Annotated in this window: 15 protein-coding genes; 8 read left to right on the forward strand and 7 right to left on the reverse strand. The window is 76.0% G+C overall.

Going from position 1 to position 19,156, the window contains the following annotated elements; genetic code table 11:
- Nucleotides 1-100 precede the first annotated feature (100 nt).
- The gene (locus K7G61_RS30875; protein ID WP_225850355.1) at nt 101-1,663 is read right to left on the reverse strand and encodes an FAD-dependent oxidoreductase; all 1,563 of its coding nucleotides are present in this window, start codon (nt 1,661-1,663) and stop codon (nt 101-103) included.
- 292 nt (nt 1,664-1,955) lie between these two features.
- On the reverse strand, nt 1,956-3,155 hold the full coding sequence (locus K7G61_RS30880; protein WP_225850356.1) for a lycopene cyclase family protein: 1,200 nt from the start codon (nt 3,153-3,155) through the stop codon (nt 1,956-1,958).
- A gap of 287 nt (nt 3,156-3,442) precedes the next feature.
- Here K7G61_RS30880 and K7G61_RS30885 point away from each other — a divergent pair, with 287 nt between their 5' ends.
- The 4 genes from K7G61_RS30885 to K7G61_RS30900 are packed head-to-tail and all read left to right on the forward strand — an operon-like array spanning nt 3,443 to nt 8,440.
- Nucleotides 3,443-4,801 (forward strand): polyprenyl synthetase family protein, encoded by a 1,359-nt coding sequence (locus K7G61_RS30885; RefSeq protein WP_225850357.1) that lies wholly within the window; start codon nt 3,443-3,445, stop codon nt 4,799-4,801.
- Nucleotides 4,798-6,351, forward strand: coding sequence for a phytoene desaturase family protein (crtI, locus tag K7G61_RS30890; RefSeq protein ID WP_225850358.1), 1,554 nt, complete (start codon nt 4,798-4,800; stop codon nt 6,349-6,351). Before K7G61_RS30885 ends, crtI begins: the two co-directional genes overlap by 4 nt.
- Nucleotides 6,348-7,433, forward strand: coding sequence for a phytoene/squalene synthase family protein (locus K7G61_RS30895; RefSeq protein WP_225850359.1), 1,086 nt, complete (start codon nt 6,348-6,350; stop codon nt 7,431-7,433). Before crtI ends, K7G61_RS30895 begins: the two co-directional genes overlap by 4 nt.
- Complete coding sequence (locus K7G61_RS30900; protein WP_225850360.1) at nt 7,430-8,440, forward strand: DUF5914 domain-containing protein; 1,011 nt, start codon at nt 7,430-7,432, stop codon at nt 8,438-8,440. The genes K7G61_RS30895 and K7G61_RS30900 overlap by 4 nt, the downstream gene beginning before the upstream one ends.
- 80 nt (nt 8,441-8,520) lie before the next feature.
- On the opposite strand, the gene K7G61_RS30905 is transcribed toward K7G61_RS30900, so the two are convergent.
- Nucleotides 8,521-9,654: a MerR family DNA-binding transcriptional regulator gene (locus tag K7G61_RS30905; RefSeq protein ID WP_225850361.1), complete on the reverse strand. Its 1,134-nt coding sequence runs from the start codon at nt 9,652-9,654 to the stop codon at nt 8,521-8,523.
- 106 nt (nt 9,655-9,760) lie between these two features.
- Here K7G61_RS30905 and K7G61_RS30910 point away from each other — a divergent pair, with 106 nt between their 5' ends.
- Nucleotides 9,761-10,456 (forward strand): sigma-70 family RNA polymerase sigma factor, encoded by a 696-nt coding sequence (locus K7G61_RS30910; RefSeq protein ID WP_308190754.1) that lies wholly within the window; start codon nt 9,761-9,763, stop codon nt 10,454-10,456.
- A 154-nt stretch (nt 10,457-10,610) separates the two neighbouring features.
- On the opposite strand, the gene K7G61_RS30915 is transcribed toward K7G61_RS30910, so the two are convergent.
- Nucleotides 10,611-11,102, reverse strand: a complete 492-nt coding sequence (locus tag K7G61_RS30915) for a MarR family winged helix-turn-helix transcriptional regulator (RefSeq protein ID WP_225850362.1) — start codon at nt 11,100-11,102, stop codon at nt 10,611-10,613.
- 96 nt (nt 11,103-11,198) lie between these two features.
- Here K7G61_RS30915 and K7G61_RS30920 point away from each other — a divergent pair, with 96 nt between their 5' ends.
- Nucleotides 11,199-12,431 (forward strand): PP2C family protein-serine/threonine phosphatase, encoded by a 1,233-nt coding sequence (locus tag K7G61_RS30920; RefSeq protein WP_225850363.1) that lies wholly within the window; start codon nt 11,199-11,201, stop codon nt 12,429-12,431.
- A gap of 175 nt (nt 12,432-12,606) precedes the next feature.
- Entirely contained in the window at nt 12,607-14,253 is a 1,647-nt protein-coding gene (locus K7G61_RS30925; RefSeq protein WP_225850364.1) for a SpoIIE family protein phosphatase, read from the forward strand.
- A 60-nt stretch (nt 14,254-14,313) separates the two neighbouring features.
- Here the strand turns inward: K7G61_RS30925 and K7G61_RS30930 are convergent, their stop codons facing one another.
- The 3 genes from K7G61_RS30930 to K7G61_RS30940 all read right to left on the reverse strand — a co-directional run bounded on the left by K7G61_RS30930 (nt 14,314) and on the right by K7G61_RS30940 (nt 18,709).
- On the reverse strand, nt 14,314-16,422 hold the full coding sequence (locus K7G61_RS30930) for a glycoside hydrolase family 31 protein (RefSeq protein WP_225850365.1): 2,109 nt from the start codon (nt 16,420-16,422) through the stop codon (nt 14,314-14,316).
- A gap of 386 nt (nt 16,423-16,808) precedes the next feature.
- A complete protein-coding gene (locus tag K7G61_RS30935; RefSeq protein WP_225850366.1) occupies nt 16,809-17,693 on the reverse strand; it encodes an ABC transporter permease in 885 nt (294 codons plus the stop codon).
- The gene (locus tag K7G61_RS30940; protein ID WP_225850367.1) at nt 17,690-18,709 is read right to left on the reverse strand and encodes an ABC transporter ATP-binding protein; all 1,020 of its coding nucleotides are present in this window, start codon (nt 18,707-18,709) and stop codon (nt 17,690-17,692) included. Before K7G61_RS30940 ends, K7G61_RS30935 begins: the two co-directional genes overlap by 4 nt.
- A gap of 235 nt (nt 18,710-18,944) precedes the next feature.
- Between K7G61_RS30940 and K7G61_RS30945 the strand changes: the two genes are divergently transcribed.
- Nucleotides 18,945-19,106 (forward strand): hypothetical protein, encoded by a 162-nt coding sequence (locus K7G61_RS30945; RefSeq protein ID WP_225850368.1) that lies wholly within the window; start codon nt 18,945-18,947, stop codon nt 19,104-19,106.
- Nucleotides 19,107-19,156: the final 50 nt, after the last annotated feature.

The raw sequence follows: 19,156 nt of genomic DNA on the forward strand, positions 1-19,156 counted from the left end.
GACGGCGCCGCCCCGACACCGCGCACCCGCCACCGCACGACCGGCCCGGCCGCCGGCCCGGCCGCCGCCCCGGCCCGCGCCTCGTCCGCCCAAGGGGCCGTCACGTGCCGCCGGCCGCCCGTACCGCCCACCGCGGGAGCGGGCCGCAGCCGCCGTCGGGGACCGTCCACAGCGGGTGCCCGCGCAGCCGCCAGCGTTCCAGCAGCGCGTTGGCGGCGAGGAAACCGCTGGTGGCCGCCCGTTCCATCAGCGCCACCGGCAGGTTCGTGCGTACCGTGTCCCCGGCGACGACCAGGCCCGGGGTGGGGGTGCGCACTGCGGGGCGGTCGCCGTACCCGCCGACCGGGAAGAGGGGGCAGTCGGCCCGCCACTCGTGCCGGGCGTCCACCACGCGGGCCGCGCGGGTCTCGGGGTAGACGCGGTGCAGTTGGTCCAGGAGTTCCTTGTGCCACCTTTCGCGGTCGGTGTCGCCGGGCAGCGCGTAGGCGTGCAGTTCCAGCACCGAGCCGCCGGTGCGCGCGGCCCACCGGGCTGCCTCGCCCTCCCACCGGTGCAGGACGCTGACGTTGTCCAGGGGGCCGTGTCCGGCCGTGCCCAGGAATCCGGGCCGGTCGCCGCGCACGGGACGGTCCAGCCACAGGCGGGAGACCAGGAACGGCGGGGCGGTGCGCAGCCGCGCGATCCGCTCGCGCCAGGGTGCGTCGCCGAGGGACGCGCAGGCCCCGACGAGGGCACGCAGCGCGCCCGGGTCCGCCGCCAGCACGACGGCGTCACAGGGTTCCTCCGTGCCGCCCGCGGCCACCGTGAAGCCGCCGCCGGGCAGCGCCGTCACCGACTCCACGGCCGTCGAGGTGGCCACTCGCGCCCCACGGCGGGCCAGATAGGCGGCGAGCGGGTCCCACAGGGCCCGGGGGAACGGCTCGGCGGGCACGTCGAACAGCAGGCCCTCGGCCGAGCCGAGGAAGTAGATGTGGAACATCAGCGCCATCTCCGCCGCGGACAGGGTCCCGGGGTCGGCGAAGAAGCTGCGGGAGAAGACCTCGAAGGCCAGGTGCCGGGCCGCCGCGGGGAAGCCGATCGCCTCCAGGAAGTCGTGCGCGCTGGTCCCGTCCAGCTGCTCGTACACCTGCGGCACCCGTACGTCGAGCAGCGGGAGCGCGGCCCGCGCGTTCATCCGGGCCAGGTCGCGCAGCCGGAAGGAGGGGCTCAGCGCGACGAAGCCGAGCGCGCTGAACGGCGGCGTGCGCGGTACGTGCCGGAAGCTGTCGCGGGCGCCGGCGGCGTGCCGCAGGGGGTAGTCGGGCAGGGCGGTCAGGCGGGACAGGGCGGGGTCGCAGCGGCGCAGCAGGGCACGCAGGTTGTAGTACTGGCGGAAGAACGCGTGGAAGCCCCGGCTCATCGTCACGGTGCTGCCGTCCGCGAGCCGGGTCGGCCATCCGGCCAGCCGGCCGCCGAGTGAGGACCCGCGCTCGTACACGGTGACCCGTACCCCCCGCTCGGCCAGCGCGGTGGCCGCGGCCAGCCCCGCGATGCCGCCGCCGACGACCACGGCGTGCGGTGGGCGGTCGGCGTCCGCGCGCGCGGCTCCGGGGAGCGCGGGGATCAGCCGGGCCCGCCGGTCCCGGCCGGGGCGGGGCGCGGGGCGCCGGGTGCCGTTCGTCATCGCGGATCCTCCCCGCCCGCCGCGCGGGGCAGCCGGTCGCCGCCGAACGGACGGCGGGTTCCGGCGGCGGCCGGCGCGGGAATCCCACGGGCGGCCGGGGACGCTTCGCACGCCGGGCGCGGGCGTGGGCCGGGGCGGTGTCGGGGGCGGGATTCGGTGGCGGCGGCGCGTGGCAGCGGCATGGGGCTCTCGGCTCCAAGTCGTCGGGCGGTCGGGCGAGCGGGCAGTCGGGCGGGCGCGGGATGGGGATCGGGATCGGGATCGGTGAGGTGATCGGGCAGGTGATCGGCTTTCAGGCGGCGGGAGGTCTTCGCGGGGTGAACGGCACGGCCAGGGCGGAGGCGAGCATGGCGGCCACGGGCACGTGCGCGCCGATGCCCAGGTCCTCCGCCAGGCTGGTGCGGCCGTCCAGGAAGCGCAGCAGCCGAGGCGCGGGCACGCGCGAGAACAGGCGGGTGAAGAAGGCCGGACCGTCCACCCGGCCGCGGTCGAGCGCGTGCAGCAAGGCGGCGTCCATGAAGCGGGCGCGGGCGGAGTGGGGGCGCGGCGGCAGCGGGTGCCGTCCGGCGTGCAGGGCGGCGGCGACCGCGGCCGTCTGCCGCTGGACGGCGCTGAAGGTGTAGCCGGTCGAGGGGCGGGTGGCGCCGGCGCAGGCGCCGATCCGGAACACGCCGGGCGCGGTCCGGCGGGGGAAGTCGGCGTCCGTCATCGGGATCACGCCCTGTTCGCAGCCGGTCACCTCGTAGGAGCCCACGCCGAGCACCCGCCCGACGTACTCCCGCAGCGCCCGGTCGTACCCGTCGGTGCCGAGCACCCGGCGGGAGAATTCCGTGTACTCCACGAGCGCCTCGCGCGGGCCGAGCGGCAGCACGTAGCCGAAGGACAGGCCGTGCGCGGGCTGCGGGGTGCGGAAGTCCATCAGTTCCACGACGGACGGATCGAAGACCGGCCTGGCCGTACGCACGAACCAGCCGCGGAAGTGCTGCAGCAGCGTCGTACGGGCGGGCGGCAGGCGGGGAAGCGGACGGGAGTCGAACACCCAGCGGGCGCGCACGGTGACCTCGCCTCCGCGCGCGTCACGGGCGTGCACCAGGGCGCCGCCGCCCGGCGCGGGGGCGATCCGGTCGACGGCGGCCTCCATCCGCGACACCCGCCCCTCGCCCGAGGTGATCGCACGGTCGGCCAGCGCCTCGAAGGCGTCGGAGCGCAGCATCTTGTAGCGCAGCGGCGCGATCGCGGAGGTGACGGGCGTGCCGTCGCCGCCGCGCACGCGCAGCCGACGCCAGGACGCGGTGAGCGCCTCGTCGTAGGGGCCGCCGTCGGGCTCCCAGAAGCACCACGTGCGCGGCGCGGCGCGTGCCGGCCCGGGCGGGGCGGCCAGCACCAGGACCTGCGGCCGCACGGCGCCCGCGGGCGGCCGGGCCAGCCGCAGCGCGAGCGACAGCCCCGCCGCGCCGGCTCCCACCACGGCCACGTCGGCCTCCACCTCCACGCCGCTGCTCCTTCCCGCCCCCGGTGGGGACCCTTCCGCCCCGTCGCGCGGGAGTGTCCCGCCCCCCGTCGCGCCGGGCGTCGCGCTCCGTGCGCCGCGGCCGCGGTCCGGCGTCCCCGCGTGCCGTCCAGTGTTTCCGGCCGGCCGGACCGTACGGATGCGGCGCCCGGCGTGTCGTGCGCCACCCGCGGAAATCCCCGGCACATCAGCCGAACGGCGCATCCGGTACGGCGCCCCGCGCGGAATGCCAGATGCAGGCGATGTCACGACGGGCGAGAGGAACCGCTATGCGCTCCACCCAGGTCACCCACCGGCAGACGGCGCCGCCGGGCTCCGCTCCCGCCCGCCGGGAAGGCGGCGGGCCGCCCGCGCGCCTCGCCGCGGCCCCGGCCGTGCGCGGCCGCGACGCCGGGCAGGACCACCCCGCCGATCCCCGCGTCGTCGACGGTGATGTGGCCGCGGCGGTCCGCGCGGCGCTGGACCGCGTCCTGACCCCGCGGCTGGCGGGCGCACGCACCCTGGACGCGCTGTTCGCCCGGGACCTGGCCGAGCGTGTCGCCGACTTCGCCCTGAGCGGCGGGCGCCGGGTGCGCCCCCGCCTGCTGTGGTGGTCGCTGCGCGCATGTGGCGGCGGGGCGGCCGAGACCCCGGCGGCCCTGGGGGTCGGCGCGGCGCTGGAACTGCTGCAGACGTGCGCGCTGGTCCACGACGACGTGATGGACGCCGCCGCGACCCGCCGGGGCCGCCCGGCGCTGCACACCGCCGTGGCCGGCCAGTACGCCGACGCCGTGCCCGGCGCGGCGGGGCGGCTCGGTGACGCCGCCGCCGTCCTCGCCGGCGATCTGGCGCTCGCCTGGGCGGACGACCTGATGACGGACCTGCTGCTGGACGGAGCGGACCTGGCCCCCGGTGCCAGGGGGCGGGTGCGGGACCTGTGGCGCGCCACGCGCACGGAGATGGTCGCGGGCCAGTACCTCGACGTGCAGGGCCAGGCCACCGGCTGCCGCGAGCCGGACCGGGCCGTGCGCGCCGCGTGCCTGAAGAGCGCCCGGTACAGCGTGGAGCGGCCCCTGGAGTTCGGTGCCGCCCTGGCGGGCGCGGGCCCGGCCGTCACGCTTCCGTTGCGGCGGGCCGGGCGCTGCGCCGGTCTCGCCTTCCAGTTGCGGGACGACCTCGACGACCTGTTCGCCGACCCCGCCGTCACGGGCAAGCCGTCGGGCGGCGACGTACGCGAGGGCAAACCCACGTACCTCCTCGCGGTCGCCCGTGCCCGGGCCGCCGCGGACCGCGACCGCGGCGCGCTCGGCGTCCTGGACGCCTCGCTGGGCCGGGCCGGGCTGAGCGCGGCGGGCCTGGACCGGGTCAGGGACGTCGTGATCGCGACCGGCGCCCGGGATGTGGTGCGGGGGAAGGCCGAGCGGCTGTCGCGGCAGGCGCTGCGCCACCTCGCGGAAGCCTCCTTGGAGCCCGGCCCGGCGGATGCCTTGCGCGCGCTGCTCGCCGAGGTCACCGGTACGGCCGGGCAGGTGCCCCAGCCGGGCGGCGGGCAACCGGGCGGAGAGCAACCGAACGGCGGGCAACCGAACGCAAGCCCGCCCTTCCCCGCCGCGCTCGCCGCCGGCCCGGCGCCGCGGGGTGCCCGGTGACCAGATCCATGGAAGGGCCCACCGACCACGTGGTGGTCGTCGGCGCCGGCCTGTCCGGCCTGTCCGCCGCTTTGCACCTGCTCGGCGCGGGCCGGCGGGTCACCGTGGTCGAGCGGGAGGCCGGCCCCGGCGGGCGCGCCGGCCTGCTGGCGCGCGGCGGCTACCGTATCGACACCGGGCCGACCGTGCTGACCATGCCGGAGGTCGCCGACGAGGCGTTCGCGGCGGTCGGCGCATCGCTGCGCGACCGGCTCGACCTCATCCCCCTGCACCCGGCCTACCGGGCCCGCTTCGCCGACGGCAGCACCCTGGACGTGCACACCGACGCCGACGCGATGGAGGCGGAGGTGGAACGATTCGCCGGTCCCGGGGAGGCCGCCGGATACCAGCGGCTGCGGCACTGGCTGACCGAGCTCTACCGCGCCGAGCGGCACCGCTTCCTCGACGCCGACTTCGACTCGCCCCGGCAGCTGCTGGGGCCCGACCTGGTACGGCTGGCCGCACTCGGCGGCTTCGGCCGCTGGGAGGCGGGCGTGGCCCGCCACCTGCGCGACGAGCGGCTGCGCCGGGTCTTCACCTTCCAGTCGCTGTACGCGGGCGTGTCACCGGCGCGCGCCCTGGCCGCCTACGCCGTGATCGCCTACATGGACACCGTCGCCGGCGTGTACTTCCCGCGCGGCGGCATGCACGCCCTTCCCCGCGCGATGGCCGAGGCGGCCGAGGAGGCCGGCGCGGTCTTCCGCTACGGCCTGCCGGTCACCCGCCTCGAACGCTCCGGCGACCGCGTCACCGCCGTGATCACCGACGAGGGGCGCGTCCCCTGCGACGCGGTCGTCCTCACCCCGGACCTGCCGGTCGCCTACCGACTGCTGGGCCGTACCCCGCGCCGCCCGCTGCGGCTGCGGCACGCGCCCTCGGCGGTGGTCCTGCACGCCGGCTGCGACCGCACCTGGCCGGAACTGGCCCACCACACCTTGTCCTTCGGGCACGCCTGGCGGCGCACCTTCGACGAGCTCACCCGTACCGGAGAGCTGATGAGCGACCCCTCCCTGCTGATCACCCGGCCCACCGCGACCGACCCGTCCCTGGCCCCGCCGGGGCGCCACCTGCATTACGTGCTCGCGCCCTGCCCGCACACCGGCATCGGCCCCGGTCCCGCCGCCTGGCACGAGCTCGGGCCCCGCTACCGCGACGCCCTGCTGCGCGAGCTCGACCACCGCGGTCTGACCGGCATCGCCGACGCGATCGAGGAGGAGTGCCTGGTGACCCCGGCGGACTGGGCGGCGCGGGGGCACGCGGCCGGCACACCGTTCTCCGCGGCCCACACGTTCACGCAGACGGGCCCGTTCCGGCCCCGCAACATGGTGCGCGGCGTCGCCAACGCCGTCCTGGCCGGCTGCGGCACCACACCCGGGGTGGGCGTGCCGCCCGTCCTGCTGTCGGGGAAGCTGGCCGCGGCGCGCGTCGCCGGCGCCGGCCGCATCACCTCCCCGGCGGCGGGCCTGCCCCGCACCAGGGTGCCGGTCCGCGCGGAAGGGGCCCGCCCGTGACCGCCCGCGAACTGGACGCCGCCGGGATCACCGACCCGGCCCTGCGCGACGCCTACACCCGCTGCCGGCGGCTGAACGCCCGGCACGGCCGTACCTATTTCCTCGCCACCCGCCTGCTCACCCCCGAGCGGCGCCCCGCCGTGCACGCCTTGTACGGCTTCGCCCGCCGGGCCGACGACATCGTCGACTCCCTCGACGGCGGGATCGACGGCGGGATCGACAGCGGCACCAGCAGCCGCATCGGCGGCGGCATCCACGCAGGCCGGGCCGCGCGAGCCCGCGCCCTCGACCGGCTCGAAGCCGACCTGGCCGAGGGGCTGGCCGAGGGGCCGGACCGGGGCGCGGGAGCCGACCCGGTGGTGCGGGCGCTCGCCGACACCGCGCGCCGGTACGCCATCGACCACCGCCACTTCGCCGACTTCCTCGCGTCCATGCGCGGCGACCTGACGGTCGGCTCGTACGCCACGTACGCCGACCTGCGCGGCTACATGCACGGTTCCGCGGCGGTGATCGGCCTGCAGACGCTGCCCGTGCTGGGCACGGTGACGTCCCGTGAGGAGGCGGCGCCGCATGCCGCCGAGCTGGGCGTCGCCTTCCAGCTCACCAACTTCCTGCGGGACGTCGGGGAGGATCTGGACCGCGGGCGCGTCTACCTTCCGCAGGACCTCCTGGCGGCCCACGGTGTCCGGCGCGAGCTGCTGCGCCACTGCCGGGACACCGGCCGTACCGACCGGCGGGTCGTCCGAGCGCTGCGGGAGTTCGAGTCGCTGACGCGCGCCGCCTACCGGCGCGCCGCGCCCGGCATCGCCATGCTCGACCCCGTCTCCCGGCCGTGCGTCCGCACCGCCCTGGTGCTGTACTCCGGGATCCTGGACGCCGTCGCGGCCACCGGGTACGCCGTGCTGCACCGCCGCGCCGTGGTGCCCCGGCGGCGCCGGGCCCTGGTCGCGGCGGACGGCCTGGCGCGGGTCGCCGGGGCCCGGGCCGCCGCGCGGCTGACCCGCGGCCGGCCGGCCCGGGCCGCCGTACCGCCGCCGCTTCCGGCCGCCCGCCCCTTGCCGCGTCACGAGGAGGCCGTGTGAGTCCCGCCCCGCCCTCGCGTCCCTGGCGTCCGCCGCTCGGCCTGCGCCGCGCCCCGGTCGCCTGGGCACGCCAGCGCCCCACCTGGCGCGAGGCCAGGCCCGCGCTGATCGCCGGGGCGCTCGCACGCGCCCAGGCGCGCCCCGCAGGCAACTGGTACGTGGTGGGCGCCTCCCGGGAGCTGCGGCCCGGCCGGCCGCTGGGACGTACCGTCGCGGGGCGGGAGGTCGTCCTGTGGCGCGACGGCGAGGGGCTCCCGCTGGCCGGTCCCGGCATGTGCCCGCACCTCGGCGCGCCGCTGAGGGACGGCCCGGTGCTCGACGGCGCCCTGGTGTGCCGCTGGCACGGGCTGTGCCTGGACGGGAAGCCGGTCGCGGGCTGGACACCGTGGCCGGCCCACGACGACGGGGTGCTGGTCTGGGTGCGGCTGGACGCGGCCGGGCAGGAGGAACCCACCCCGCGCCCGGCGGTGCCGGCCCGCCCGGCGGCGGCCGGGGCGCTCACGGCGGTGTACACGGCGGTGGGTGCCTGCGAGCCGGAGGACGTCGTCGCCAACCGCCTCGACCCCTGGCACGGGGCCTGGTTCCACCCGTACTCGTTCGTCGACCTCACCGTGGTCGAGGCCCCGGGCCCGGACTCGGGGGACGACGCGTTCACGGTGGATGTGTCGTTCAGGGTGGCCGGCCGGCTGGTGGTGCCGGTGCGCGCGGTGTTCACGGCGCCGGGCCCGCGCACGGTGGTGATGCGGATCACGGCGGGCGAGGGAGTGGGGTCCGTGGTGGAGACCCACGCGACGCCGCTCGGCCCCGACTCGGCGGGACGGCCGCGCACGGCGGTCGTCGAGGCCGTCGTCGCCACGTCCGGTCGGACGGGATTCGCCGCGGTCCGCCGCGCGGCCCCGTTGCTGCGCCCCTTGGTGCGGGCCGCCGCCGGCCGCCTGTGGCGCGACGACCTGGCGTACGCCGAACGCCGCTGGGCCCTGCGGTCCTCGGGGTCCTTCCCCGGCTGAACGGCGACGCGGGGACGGCGCACCGAAGGGCCCGCGGCGGGGGCCGCCCGCCGGGGCCCCTTCGCCCCTTCGGCGCCGCCTCAGCGTGCCGACGTGGCCTGTACGCCGCCGGCGCCCTCGTACAGCCCGGTCAGCAGCCGCGCGGCCTCCCGCAGCCCGGCGCAGTGGGGGAAGCCGGCGCGGGCCCGCCGGTCCCAGCCCGGTCCCGCGGGCAGGACGAGGGGCCGGCGGCGCGCGCCGGCGGCTCCCCATTCGAGCCCCGCGACGTGCCGGGCCAGTGGCGCCGACGCCGTCGACCGCGTCTGCGCCCACAGCACGACCGCGGCAGGACCGGTGCGCCGGACGCATGCCAGCAGCGCCTCGGCGGGCACCGCGGCGCCCAGCGTCCGGGTCGGCACACGGCGTTCGCCGAGCACGGCCGTCAGCGCCTCCAGCGCGAGGGAGTGCTGCTCGCCCGGCGCGCAGGCCAGCACCACGGGCGGGGCCCCGTCGGGCGGCGCGGCGGCCGAAAGCAGCAGCGGCGCGTTGCGCAGTACGCCGCTGACGTGCCAGGACAGCAGGTGCTCGACCTCCACGTAGCGGTCGCCCGACGTCTCCCACTTGCGGCCCACCGCGCGCAGCGTCGGCACCATCACCTCTTCCCAGGCCGCCGTCAGACCGTGCCGCCGGACGGCGTCCAGCAGCTTGCGGTCGAGTTCCGGCCCGTCCAGCCGCACCGCGGCGCGGGCCAGGCCGCGGCCCTCGTGCCGCCCGCCGCCGAGCGGGAGCCCGCCGCCGGGACCCCCGGGGCGGGCCGCGGCCGCGGGCGGCGGCTCGTCCGGCCGGGCCGTCCCGGGCCGCCGCGCCGGCTCCTCGGCCGGTGCCGTCCGGCCGTGCGGGGCGAAGCGCAGCAGGGCCACCCGCGCCGCCTCGGCCGGCGGGGCGCCCGACGCCGTGAGCCGGCACATCTCCTCCGCCATTGCGACGTCGCCGGGCGCCCAGCGCCGGTGACCGCCGTCCGAGCGCGTCGTGGGGCCGAGCCCGTAGCGGCGGTCCCAGGAACGCAGGGTGGTCGGGGACACGCCGAGCCTGCGGGCGAGCACGCCCGTGCTGACGCCGGCCGCCTCACGCGCGCCGGCTCCGGCGGGGTCGGCCGAGGGAGCCGGCGCGCGTGAGGCGGCCGGCGCCTCGGCGATCGTGTCGTCGTTCGGGGCCGTGTCGTCGTTCATGGTCATGGAGAGCTCGGCGTCCTGCCGTTCGGTGGCGGCCCCGGCGGGCCGGCCGTTCGTTGCCCGCGACGGCGGATCCGACGCGCCCGTCGGGGAATTCGATGCGCTACCGATGCGAGTTGTCCCCATTCTGCTGTCCCGCGCACTGTGGGGCAAGGCCGGGGACGACCGGCCCGGCACGGACGGCCGGGGAGGCTCGCCGATGGACCGGCGCACGACGACGCACAGCCGCACGACGGTCCCGTTCGGCCGCGCGGATCCCGCCGACGCGCGCACCGCCGACGCGTGCGGCCACGACGAGGACTGGTCGGAGCTGCACCGCCAGTGGTCGGGCTTCGTCCACGCGCTCGCCCGGCGCGCCCTGGGAGACGCCCGGGACGCCGAGGACGTGACCCAGCAGGTGTTCGCCGCCGCATGGCGCGGTCGCGACAACTACCGCGCCGACCGGGGAGCGTTCGCCGCCTGGCTCGCGGGCATCACCCGGCGCAAGGTGGCCGACGCCCTGGCCGCCCGCTCCCGTCGCGCCGAGCTGACCGCGCTGGCCGCCGAACACCTGTCGGCAGACCCGGGGCCGGGTCCCGAGTCCGACCCCGAGACCGCGCTCGACCGCGTGGTCGTCACCGCCGCCCTGGCCCGCCTCTCGGCCCCCCAGCGGCGGGTCCTGCGGCTCGCCTTCTACCAGGACCTCACGCAGACGCAGATCGCACGGATCACGGGCTGGCCGCTGGGCACCGTCAAGAGCCACACCAGGCGCGGCCTGGACCGCCTGCGCAGCTGCCTGCGCGACGACGGGCTGCCGGCCGCCTGAGGCAGGCGGCCGGCCGCCTCAGGGGGGCGGTCGGCCGCCGTCGGCGGTCGCCGTCGGTCGCCGCACGCGGCCGACGGCGACCGGGGCCTACGCCGAACGATGCGGAACCGATGCGGCGGATGGACGCCTCCGCGACGGGCGCCGGAAACGCCGCTCAGCCCGTGTCCCGCTCGTGGGCGGTGCGGTCCGCGGGATCGCCGACCGCCTCGTTCAACGCGCTCAGGCCGGCGACGAGTGCCTGCCGGGCCTCGGGCCGCATGCGTTCCATGGCCTCGCGCAGTGCCTGCTCCCGGCGGTGCCGGAGGGCGCTCAGGTGCGCGGCGCCGGCCTCGGTCACTTCCAGCCGCACTTCGCGCCGGTCCTGGGCGCAGGGGATGCGGCGGAGGAATCCGGCAGCCTGGAGGCGGTCGCACAGGCGGGTGACGGACGGAGCGGCCGCGGACAGGCTGCGGCCCAGGGCGGTCAGGTTGATGCCGGGCTCGCGCTCGACGACATACAGCACGCGCGTCTGGGCGGCCGACAGCGGGGCGGTGCCGAGCGCGCCGCGGGCGCGCTCCCAGGCGACTTCGAGGAGCTCCAGGACCTGCCCGACCTCGGACACGGCATGGGAGGTGTGCTCGTGGAAGGCGGTGGGGGCCTCGTTCATGTGACACTCCCGAGTGGGCCGTACAGGCTCGTTCCAGCTGCTCGATCCGGCAGTCGCACAGATGACGATATGGGAACGAAAGTAGGACCGATAGCGGTGGACAGACCTTGTGCGGTCGAGCGACGCCTTCGCCAGGCGGCGCCCCATGAGATCTTTGACGTGCTGCGCTCCACGATCGAGCGCCGCCACCGCGCCCGGGCGGTGGAGCTGCTGATGGCGGACTATGCCATGACCCAACTGCAGCCCGTGGGGGTTCTGCCCCGTACCCGCACCCCGGTGCCGGCCCACGAGAGCGACCCGGGGCGCGCGTTCGGCGCCCAGGAGCCCTTCTGCGTGCGCGATGAGGCGGCGGCCACGGTGACGGTGCACCTTCCGGTCAGTGTCCGCGGGGACCGGCTGGGTGTGCTGAGCGTCACCCTGCCGGACGAGGACGAGGACGGGGAGGAGGCCGGGGACGGGCCGGCGGCGGAGGTCCTCGCCGAGCTCCAGGAGTACGCCGACGCGCTGGCGCACGAGCTGGTCGTCGCCGAGCGGGACACCGACCTGTTCCTGCAGGCGCGCCGGGCCGAGCGGCTGACCCTGGCCGCCGAGATGCAGTGGCAGTTGCTGCCGGGCCGCTCCTGCGCCCGGCTCGAGTACACGCTGGGTGCCCAGCTCGAACCCGCGTACGCCATCTTCGGCGACAGCTTCGACTGGTCGGCCTCCGCGGACGACCTGTACGTGACGGTGAACAACGGCATGGGCGAGGGGATAGACGCCGCCCTGCTGACGAACCTCGCGGTCAGCGCCCTGCGCAACGCCCGCCGCGCCGGCCTGGCCCTCGGCGACCAGGCCTACCTGGCCGATCAGGCCGTCTACGGGCAGCACGGGGGTGAGCAGTACCTGGCGGCGCTCCTGCTCCACTTCCACCTCCCCACGGGAAACGTGGAGATCATCGACGCCGGCTCGCCCCGTATATGGCGGCTGCGCGAGGGCGTCGTCGAGCTCATCGAACTGGAACCACAGCTTCCGCTCGGCATGTTCGAGGACACGGTGTACGTGCCGCAGCACTTCACGGTCGCCCCCGGGGACCGCCTGCTGTTCATCAGCGACGGCGTCTACGACGCCCTGTCGCCGGCCGGCGAGAAGTACAGCCTGCGCGCGCTGGCCGCATCGATCATCGAGACGCGGCCGCTGCCCGCCGCTCAGGTGCCGCGGGCGATGCTGCGGGGACTGCTGGGGCACCGCGGGCCGGGCCCGGCCGCGGACGACGCCCTGGTGATGTGCCTGGACTGGACCGGGCGGCCCTCCGGGGCGCCGGGAGCCGTGACCCCAGGACCGCACATGTGACCGTCGTGTGAAGATTCGGAGCGCGCGCCGTGAGGTTCCCCGGCGGCGCGCGCCTGCCGGGGGCCGGCCGGCCGGGACGGGTTGTCGCCGCGGGCACTCCTGGGAGATGCTTGCCGTCAGGCAAATAATCCTCGTACGGAAAGTTGGTGCGGCTCGCCGCCGGCGGGCCCTTCTCATGGCCTCTACCGAGGAACACTCCGTTACGGGGTCCGTGCAGAGCCCGGCGCCCGGCTTGTGGGCCCTGGCCCCCTGTCCGGTGATCGTGGCCGACGAGTCGGGCACCGTGCTGGAGGTCAACCCCGCGGCCGCGCTCCTGCTCGGCGGCGCGGTGGCCGGGGCGGACATGGCGGACGCCGTCCCCGCCTGGCTGGCCGGGGCCCACAGGGAGGCGACGCTGTGCGCGCCCCTGCCGGGCACGGCGGTCCTGGACGGCGAGGTCCTCCCGCCGGCGTCCGGGCCCATCGCAGGGCGCAGCTTCGAGGCCCACCCCACCCGCGGCCACGCGGGCGCGGTGGTGTGGTGGCTGGTCGACCACACCGAACGGCGGCTCGCCGAGGAGGCACTGGCGACGGAGCGCGAGCGCACCCGGTTCCTCGTCGAGGCGTCCGACGCCCTGCTGGCCTCGCTGAACACCGACAGGTGCATGACCGCCACGGTGCGGCTGGCCGCGGAGCACCTGGCGGACGCGGCGGTCGTCGTCGCCCCGCCGTCCCGCGGCAAGCTGCCGGTGGCGTACGCCGTCACCGGCCAGGACGCCGTCCGCACCCTGGTCGCGGCCGATCCGTCCGTCCTGCCCGGCCTGAGCGAGGCGCTGCGGGGCTTCCCGCCCGTGCCCTCGCGGTGGATCGACGCCGCCCTGCTGCCCGACTGGCTCCTCCCGCGCGGGTTCTCCGGTACCGTCGGGTCGGTCGTCGTCACCTCGCTGCCCGGTCACGGTGTGCCCGCCGGGGCCCTGGTCCTGCTGCGCGGCACGGGCCGGGCCCGGTTCAGCGAGAGCGAGGAGGTCTTCGCCCGGCTGTTCGCCGCACGGGCGGGCGCCGCCCTGTCCGCCGCCCGGCTCTACAGCGAGCAGATGGCGATCACCCGGACGCTCATGCGCGATCTGCTGCCGCCGCGGTTGCGGCACGTGAACGGGGTGGAGTTCGCCGGCGGCTACCGGCCCGCCGAGATCGGCGAGCTGGTGGGGGGCGACTTCTACGACATCCACCCCGGTCCCGCCGCCGACGACTCGCTGGTGGTCCTCGGGGACGTGTGCGGCAAGGGCCTGGACGCGGCCGTGCTGACCGGCAAGATCCGCAGCACCCTGCAGGCGCTGACACCGATGGCCGGCGATCACGAGCGGATCCTCAGGCTTCTCAACGGATCCCTGCTGAACTCCCAGCACACCCGCTTCGCGACCATGGTGCTGGCCTCGGTGCGGCGCGCCGGGGACGAGGTGCGGCTGCGCCTGACGTCGGCCGGCCACCCCGCTCCCCTGGTGGTCCGCCTCGACGGGAGTGTCGAGGAGGTCCCCACCCGCGGCACCCTGATCGGAGCCCTGGCCGGCATCGAGTCGCGTTCCGCGCCGGCCGTCCTGCGGCCGGGCGAGACGTGTCTGCTGTACACCGACGGATTCACCGAGGCGCGCGGCGGACCGGTCGGCAACGAGCTGTTCGGCGAGGAGCGCCTGAAGCGGACCCTGTCCGAGTGCGCCGCGATGCCCGCGCAGGCCGTCGTCGAGCGGATCCAGATGGTCGCCTCCGAGTGGCTGCACGACGGCAGTCACGACGACATGGCCCTGGTCGCCATCAGCGCCCCGCGCACCACCGCCCCGGCGCGGTGAGGGGGCCGCCGTACCGGCCGGGGCGCGTGCCGGCGTACGGGCCGTGAGCGGGTGCGCCGGTCACCGGCACAGCGCGCTCATCAGCGTCCCCGTCTCCGGCGCGTCCAGGAGGACGAACACCGGGGTACGGCTGAGATCCGCGGCGTAACCCGTCAGGTCGGCCGGTCCGTGGATCGTCCTGCGGTGCAGCACGTCGAACCACCGGCCGGGCGGGAGGTGGATGTCCCGGCGGGCCTGGTCGCCGAGCACGGGGGCCGCGAGCAGCGCGTCGCCGAGCAGCCACTCGTCGTCGATCGTGTAGGCGGCCTCGTCGCGCGGGTGGTTGAAGAACAGCGGCTTCATGATCGGCTCCCCGGTGCGCACCGCCCGTCGGGCCTCGGCCTCGATGTAGGGCGCGAGCCGTTCGTGGGTCTCGACCGCGGCCGTGTACAGGTCGACGGTCTCCTGGTCGTAAGCGCGGGTACCGGCGGAGTTGGACACTCCGAGCGGTGAGGTGGAGCAGTACATCAGCGGCATCAGCGACGCCGCCTGCGCCCACCGGACGAGCACCTCCTTGGCGGGCGGCATCTTGTCGAGCGAACCGCCGATCATGTCGGTCTCGACGAACGGGTAGCCGACGGTGCTGATCGCGAGGTTCTGCGCGACCGCCGCGCGCAGCGAGTCCCAGCCGGTCCCCTTGTCGATCTGCCGGGTGACGAAGCCGTGCTTCTGGGAGCCGGTCCAGTGGATGCGCACTCCGGCGCCCTGGAGGTCGAACCCGTCGCACAGCTGCGCGCCCAGCTCGAGGTAGTCCAGGGAGGTGTGACCGGGGTACGGCGCGCAGGTCTCGTCGAAGAAGCGGGTGTCGAACTTGAACCCGTCGACGCCGTAGGCCTGCTGCACGGTCCGCAGGTTGCCGGTGTACCAGTCGCGGGCGGCCGGGTTGGCGAGGTCGACGATACCGGCGGTGCCGTTCCACCAGGTGACCAGGCCCGGTGCGCCCGGGTCGGTCCTCGACCGCAGGAGGTAGCCGTGGTCCGCGGCGTACCCGAAGTTGTCGGCGTCGGTGTTGATCCACAGCGTGACCCAGATCCCGAAGCCGTACCCCATCGCGTGGATCTCGTCGGACATCGCCTTGGGATCGGGGAACTTGCCGTTGAAGGTGAAGTCGCCGTAGTGGCTCATCCAGCCGTCGTCCATCTGGATGGTGTGCCCCGGCACCCCCGCGTCGTGCAGGCCCTTGGCCCAGGCCAGCAGCGAGTCCTGTGAGACGCCGGTGTAGGACTGCGCCCACGAGTTCCACAGCGGCTTCGCGTACTGGGTGCCGGTCGCGTCGCTCTTGGCGGGCGTGCCGGTGATCCCGACGTAGTCCTCGTACACGTCCCTGGGGGTGCGTTCGACGAAGACGGTGCAGTCCATCGCGGCGCTGCGGGTGAGCGTGCAGCCGAAGACGCCCTGCTCCACGGCGTTGATCGACACGTCCATGACGTCCTCCGTGTCGACCCACAGGCCGGTGCCCCGCTGGGTGAACCAGAAGGGCTCGGTCATCAGGTACTCCGCGGGCGACATCGCTTTGTCCCGGACGGTGCCGGAGTCCAGGGGCCACGGCTGCCGGATGTACGGGCCGCCGTCCGCGGTCATGGCTTCGCCCTGCCCGTACCAGTGTCCGGCCGAGTCGAGGGCGTAGTGGCAGGCCACCTGCGTGGCGGTTGCCTGGCCCAGGACCGACCACGCCGTCCGGTAGCGGTCGGCGCCCGGGGTGATCCGGTAGGCGACGGTGCTTCCGGGCTCCGTCGTCGCCAGCGTCAGGTCGAGTACGCCGTCGTGCCAGGTCGCCCCGGCCACGGTCGTGGCCGGGGCCCAGGACCCGGCGGCCGTCCTGAAGGCCGCGGGGCCCGAGGACCCGGCCACCCCCGCGGTGGTCCGCAGCACCACGCTCCCGTCCCGCCGCGTGGTGATCCGGAACGGCGACTTGTCGACGACCACCGTGTAGCCGGGGCTCGTCGCGGTGGCCGGTACGGTGAGGACGAGGGTGTCGCCGGCGTCCCGGTACCGCGCGTGCGCCGAGGCAGCGGCGCCGGCCCTGCCGTGGGCGGTGGCCTGTGCGCCCGTCAGGAACGCGGCGCAGGCGCCGGCCGCCCCGCCCGCGACGACGAAGCGCCTGCGGGACATCCCTGTCGCTTCCGCCATGGTGCGCCTCCTTGTGGCGAGCGTCGAGTCGCCGGCCGGTCGTGCGCCCGGCACGCGGGACCCGGTGGGCGGCGTGACGCGTACTCACATGCTCACCGGTGCGCCTGGGGGACGTCGCCGGCGACCGACGGGTGCCGAGGGCCGAACGGGTCGTCAGCGGACGGCCCGCCCTCCGCGCAGTGAGGCTAACCAGTGGCAATGGTGAGCGCAAGAGATCGAAACCCGGCCTCATCAGGCATCACCGAGCACACGACACGCGCGCCGCCACCGGGCCGCGACGCGGACCGACCTGCGCCTTCCCCGCGCCTCGCGCTCCCGCCCGGGCCCGGCCGTCCGATCGGCCGGGCCCGGCCGGAGGGCTCAGCCGGAGGGCTCCGCCAGGGGCATCAGCCGCGGCCGGGCTCCCAGCGGAAGAAGCGGCGGGTGACGGCGACCGCGGCGGCGCCCCAGGCCAGCGCGATCAGGAGGCCGGGGCCGGCCGACTGCCAGCCGTCGAGCAGGCTGAGGCGCGGCAGTACGGCGCCGCGCCAGGTCTCGCCGCCGAAGTCACGGCCGAACCAGGCCACGCGCAGCGCCCGGACGACCGGTTCCAGCGGCAGGCAGCGTGCGGGGCCCCGCAGCCAGGACGGCAGGGACTCGACCGGGGCGAAGACGCCCGCGCCGAACATGCACAGCAGCAGCACCGGCATGGCCACGGCGGGGGCCGTCTCCACGCTCGGTGTACGGCAGGCCAGCGCGCAGGCCAGCGCGCCGAACACGAGGAAGCCGACGGCCAGGGCGAGCAGGAAGAGCGGCGGGTCGGCGGGCGGCCGGACCCCGAACCACCCGACCGCCACCGCGCCGAGGATCACCGCCTGGATCAGCAGCACCACGGCGCTCACCGCGAGCTGGCCCGCGAAGATGGCCGACGTCGGCACCTCAGTGCCGCGCAGCCGCTTCAGCACCAGGCTGTCGCGGCGCGCCACCACCGCGTTGAGGAGGTTGACGAAGGACGTGGCCACGGCCAGGCCGATGAAGCCGACGGAGGTGTAGCCGGCCGCGTCGACCCCGCCGATCTCCTTGTGCCGCAGCGGCGCGGCCACCATCAGGTCGAGCAGCACCGGCAGCAGGAAGCCGATGAAGGTGGAGCGCCCGTTGCGCCAGAACACCCGCCAGGACAGCAGGAACTGGCCGCGGACGTAACCGGTCCAGCGCAGGGCCGGCCGGCCGGCGGCGGGGAGCGGCCCGGGGGCCGGTGAGGAGGCCGTCGTACCGTATGCGACCGGGTTCATCGGGTGCCCGCCTTGTCCGTGGTCCGCCGGTTGCCGGGGTGGCCGGGGTGGCCGTGCGGACGCCGCGTCAGTTCCAGGAAGACGTCCTCCAGCCGGACGGGGCGCACCTCGACGCCGTCCAGTTCGACGCGGCGCCGGGCCGCCCACCGGTGCAGCTCCGCCAGCGCCGGCCCGGTGCGGTCCACCGTGTACCGGGCGCGCCGGCGGCCGGCCGCGCGCTCGACGACGGGCGTGCCGTCGCCGGCGGCCCGCGCGAGTACGGGCAGGTCACCGGGCCCCAGGCCGTCCGGAAGCCAGAAGGCGACCTGACTGCCGTGACCGGCGAGCACCTCGCTCACGGTGCCGGTGGCGGCGATCCGCCCGTCCGCCATGACGGCCACCCGGTCGGCGAGGTGCTGCGCCTCCTCCAGGTAGTGGGTGGTCAGCACCACGGTGGTGCCGCCCTCCAGCAGTTCCTCGACCAGCAGCCAGGTGGCGCGGCGGGCCTCGGGGTCCATGCCGGCGGTGGGTTCGTCGAGGAAGAGCAGTTCGGGACCGCCGAGCAGGGCCAGGGCCAGGTCGAGCCTGCGGCGCTCACCGCCGGAGAGCCGGCCGACCCGGACGTCGGCACGGCCGGCCAGGCCCACCTGGTGCAGCACCTGCGCGGTGCGGCGCGGGCCGTGGAGGAAGCCGCGCCAGGAGTCGACGGTCTCGCGCGTGGTCAACTCGTTGAAGAATCCGCCGTCCTGCAGCATCACGCCCGTCCTGCGCCGCACGGCGACGCCGTCACGGCACGGATCGAGGCCGAAGACCCGCACACTGCCCGCGGTGGGCGCGTGGAAACCCTCCAGGATCTCCAGGGTGGTGGTCTTTCCGGCGCCGTTGGTGCCGAGCAGCGCGAACAGTTCGCCGCGCATGACGGTGAAGGAGACACCGCGCACGGCCCGGTAACCGCCGTAGGACTTGTGGAGGTCCCGCACGTCCACCACGGGAACGGAATCCTCGCGGGCGGACTCGGAAATGAATACGTCTCCCATGGCAACAGGGTGCACGAATCCCGAGGCCGGCAACAAGGGCCGAATGACGTGCAGAAAGCCATGGGATGAGGGGTGACACATGTCATGGGTGGCGGCGCTGACATTTTCCCCCACGTCATCGTGATATCTCGCACTTATGCTCGCCCCGGTTTTTGCGGCACATTCTTCTCAGCGCCGGAACGGCCGGGGAAACGGCCCCGGGAAATCCGCTCCGGTTTACCGAAGGGATACGGCCATGGCTGACAACGAGAAGATCACCGAGACCGCCGCGGTCGAGGGCGAGGAGCAGTTCGACATCGAGGTCGAGGAGCTGGACTCGGTTTCCGGTGGCCTGAGCGTCAGCTCGCTGGCCAGCGCGGCCTGCCCCGTCTCCTCCTTCAGCTCGCTGTCCAACTGAGCCTCGCCGGCCGAGCCGCGCGGCGCGGTTGTCCGTACGGGCCCCGCGGC

Origin of the sequence: Streptomyces sp. HPF1205 (assembly GCF_020400825.1) — a bacterium.
In the GTDB taxonomy this organism is placed as follows: Bacteria; Actinomycetota; Actinomycetes; order Streptomycetales; family Streptomycetaceae; genus Actinacidiphila.

Excerpts from the sequence above, each read along its gene's own strand:
- K7G61_RS30925 (WP_225850364.1), top strand. The coding sequence starts at position 12,607 with ATGGCCTCTACCGAGGAACACTCCGTTACGGGGTCCGTGCAGAGCCCG.
- K7G61_RS30915 (WP_225850362.1), bottom strand. The coding sequence starts at position 11,102 with ATGAACGAGGCCCCCACCGCCTTCCACGAGCACACCTCCCATGCCGTG.
- K7G61_RS30940 (WP_225850367.1), bottom strand. The coding sequence starts at position 18,709 with ATGGGAGACGTATTCATTTCCGAGTCCGCCCGCGAGGATTCCGTTCCC.
- K7G61_RS30875 (WP_225850355.1), bottom strand. The coding sequence starts at position 1,663 with ATGACGAACGGCACCCGGCGCCCCGCGCCCCGCCCCGGCCGGGACCGG.
- K7G61_RS30885 (WP_225850357.1), top strand. The coding sequence starts at position 3,443 with ATGCGCTCCACCCAGGTCACCCACCGGCAGACGGCGCCGCCGGGCTCC.
- K7G61_RS30930 (WP_225850365.1), bottom strand. The coding sequence starts at position 16,422 with ATGGCGGAAGCGACAGGGATGTCCCGCAGGCGCTTCGTCGTCGCGGGC.
- K7G61_RS30945 (WP_225850368.1), top strand. The coding sequence starts at position 18,945 with ATGGCTGACAACGAGAAGATCACCGAGACCGCCGCGGTCGAGGGCGAG.
- K7G61_RS30905 (WP_225850361.1), bottom strand. The coding sequence starts at position 9,654 with ATGACCATGAACGACGACACGGCCCCGAACGACGACACGATCGCCGAG.
- K7G61_RS30910 (WP_308190754.1), top strand. The coding sequence starts at position 9,761 with ATGCGAGTTGTCCCCATTCTGCTGTCCCGCGCACTGTGGGGCAAGGCC.
- K7G61_RS30935 (WP_225850366.1), bottom strand. The coding sequence starts at position 17,693 with ATGAACCCGGTCGCATACGGTACGACGGCCTCCTCACCGGCCCCCGGG.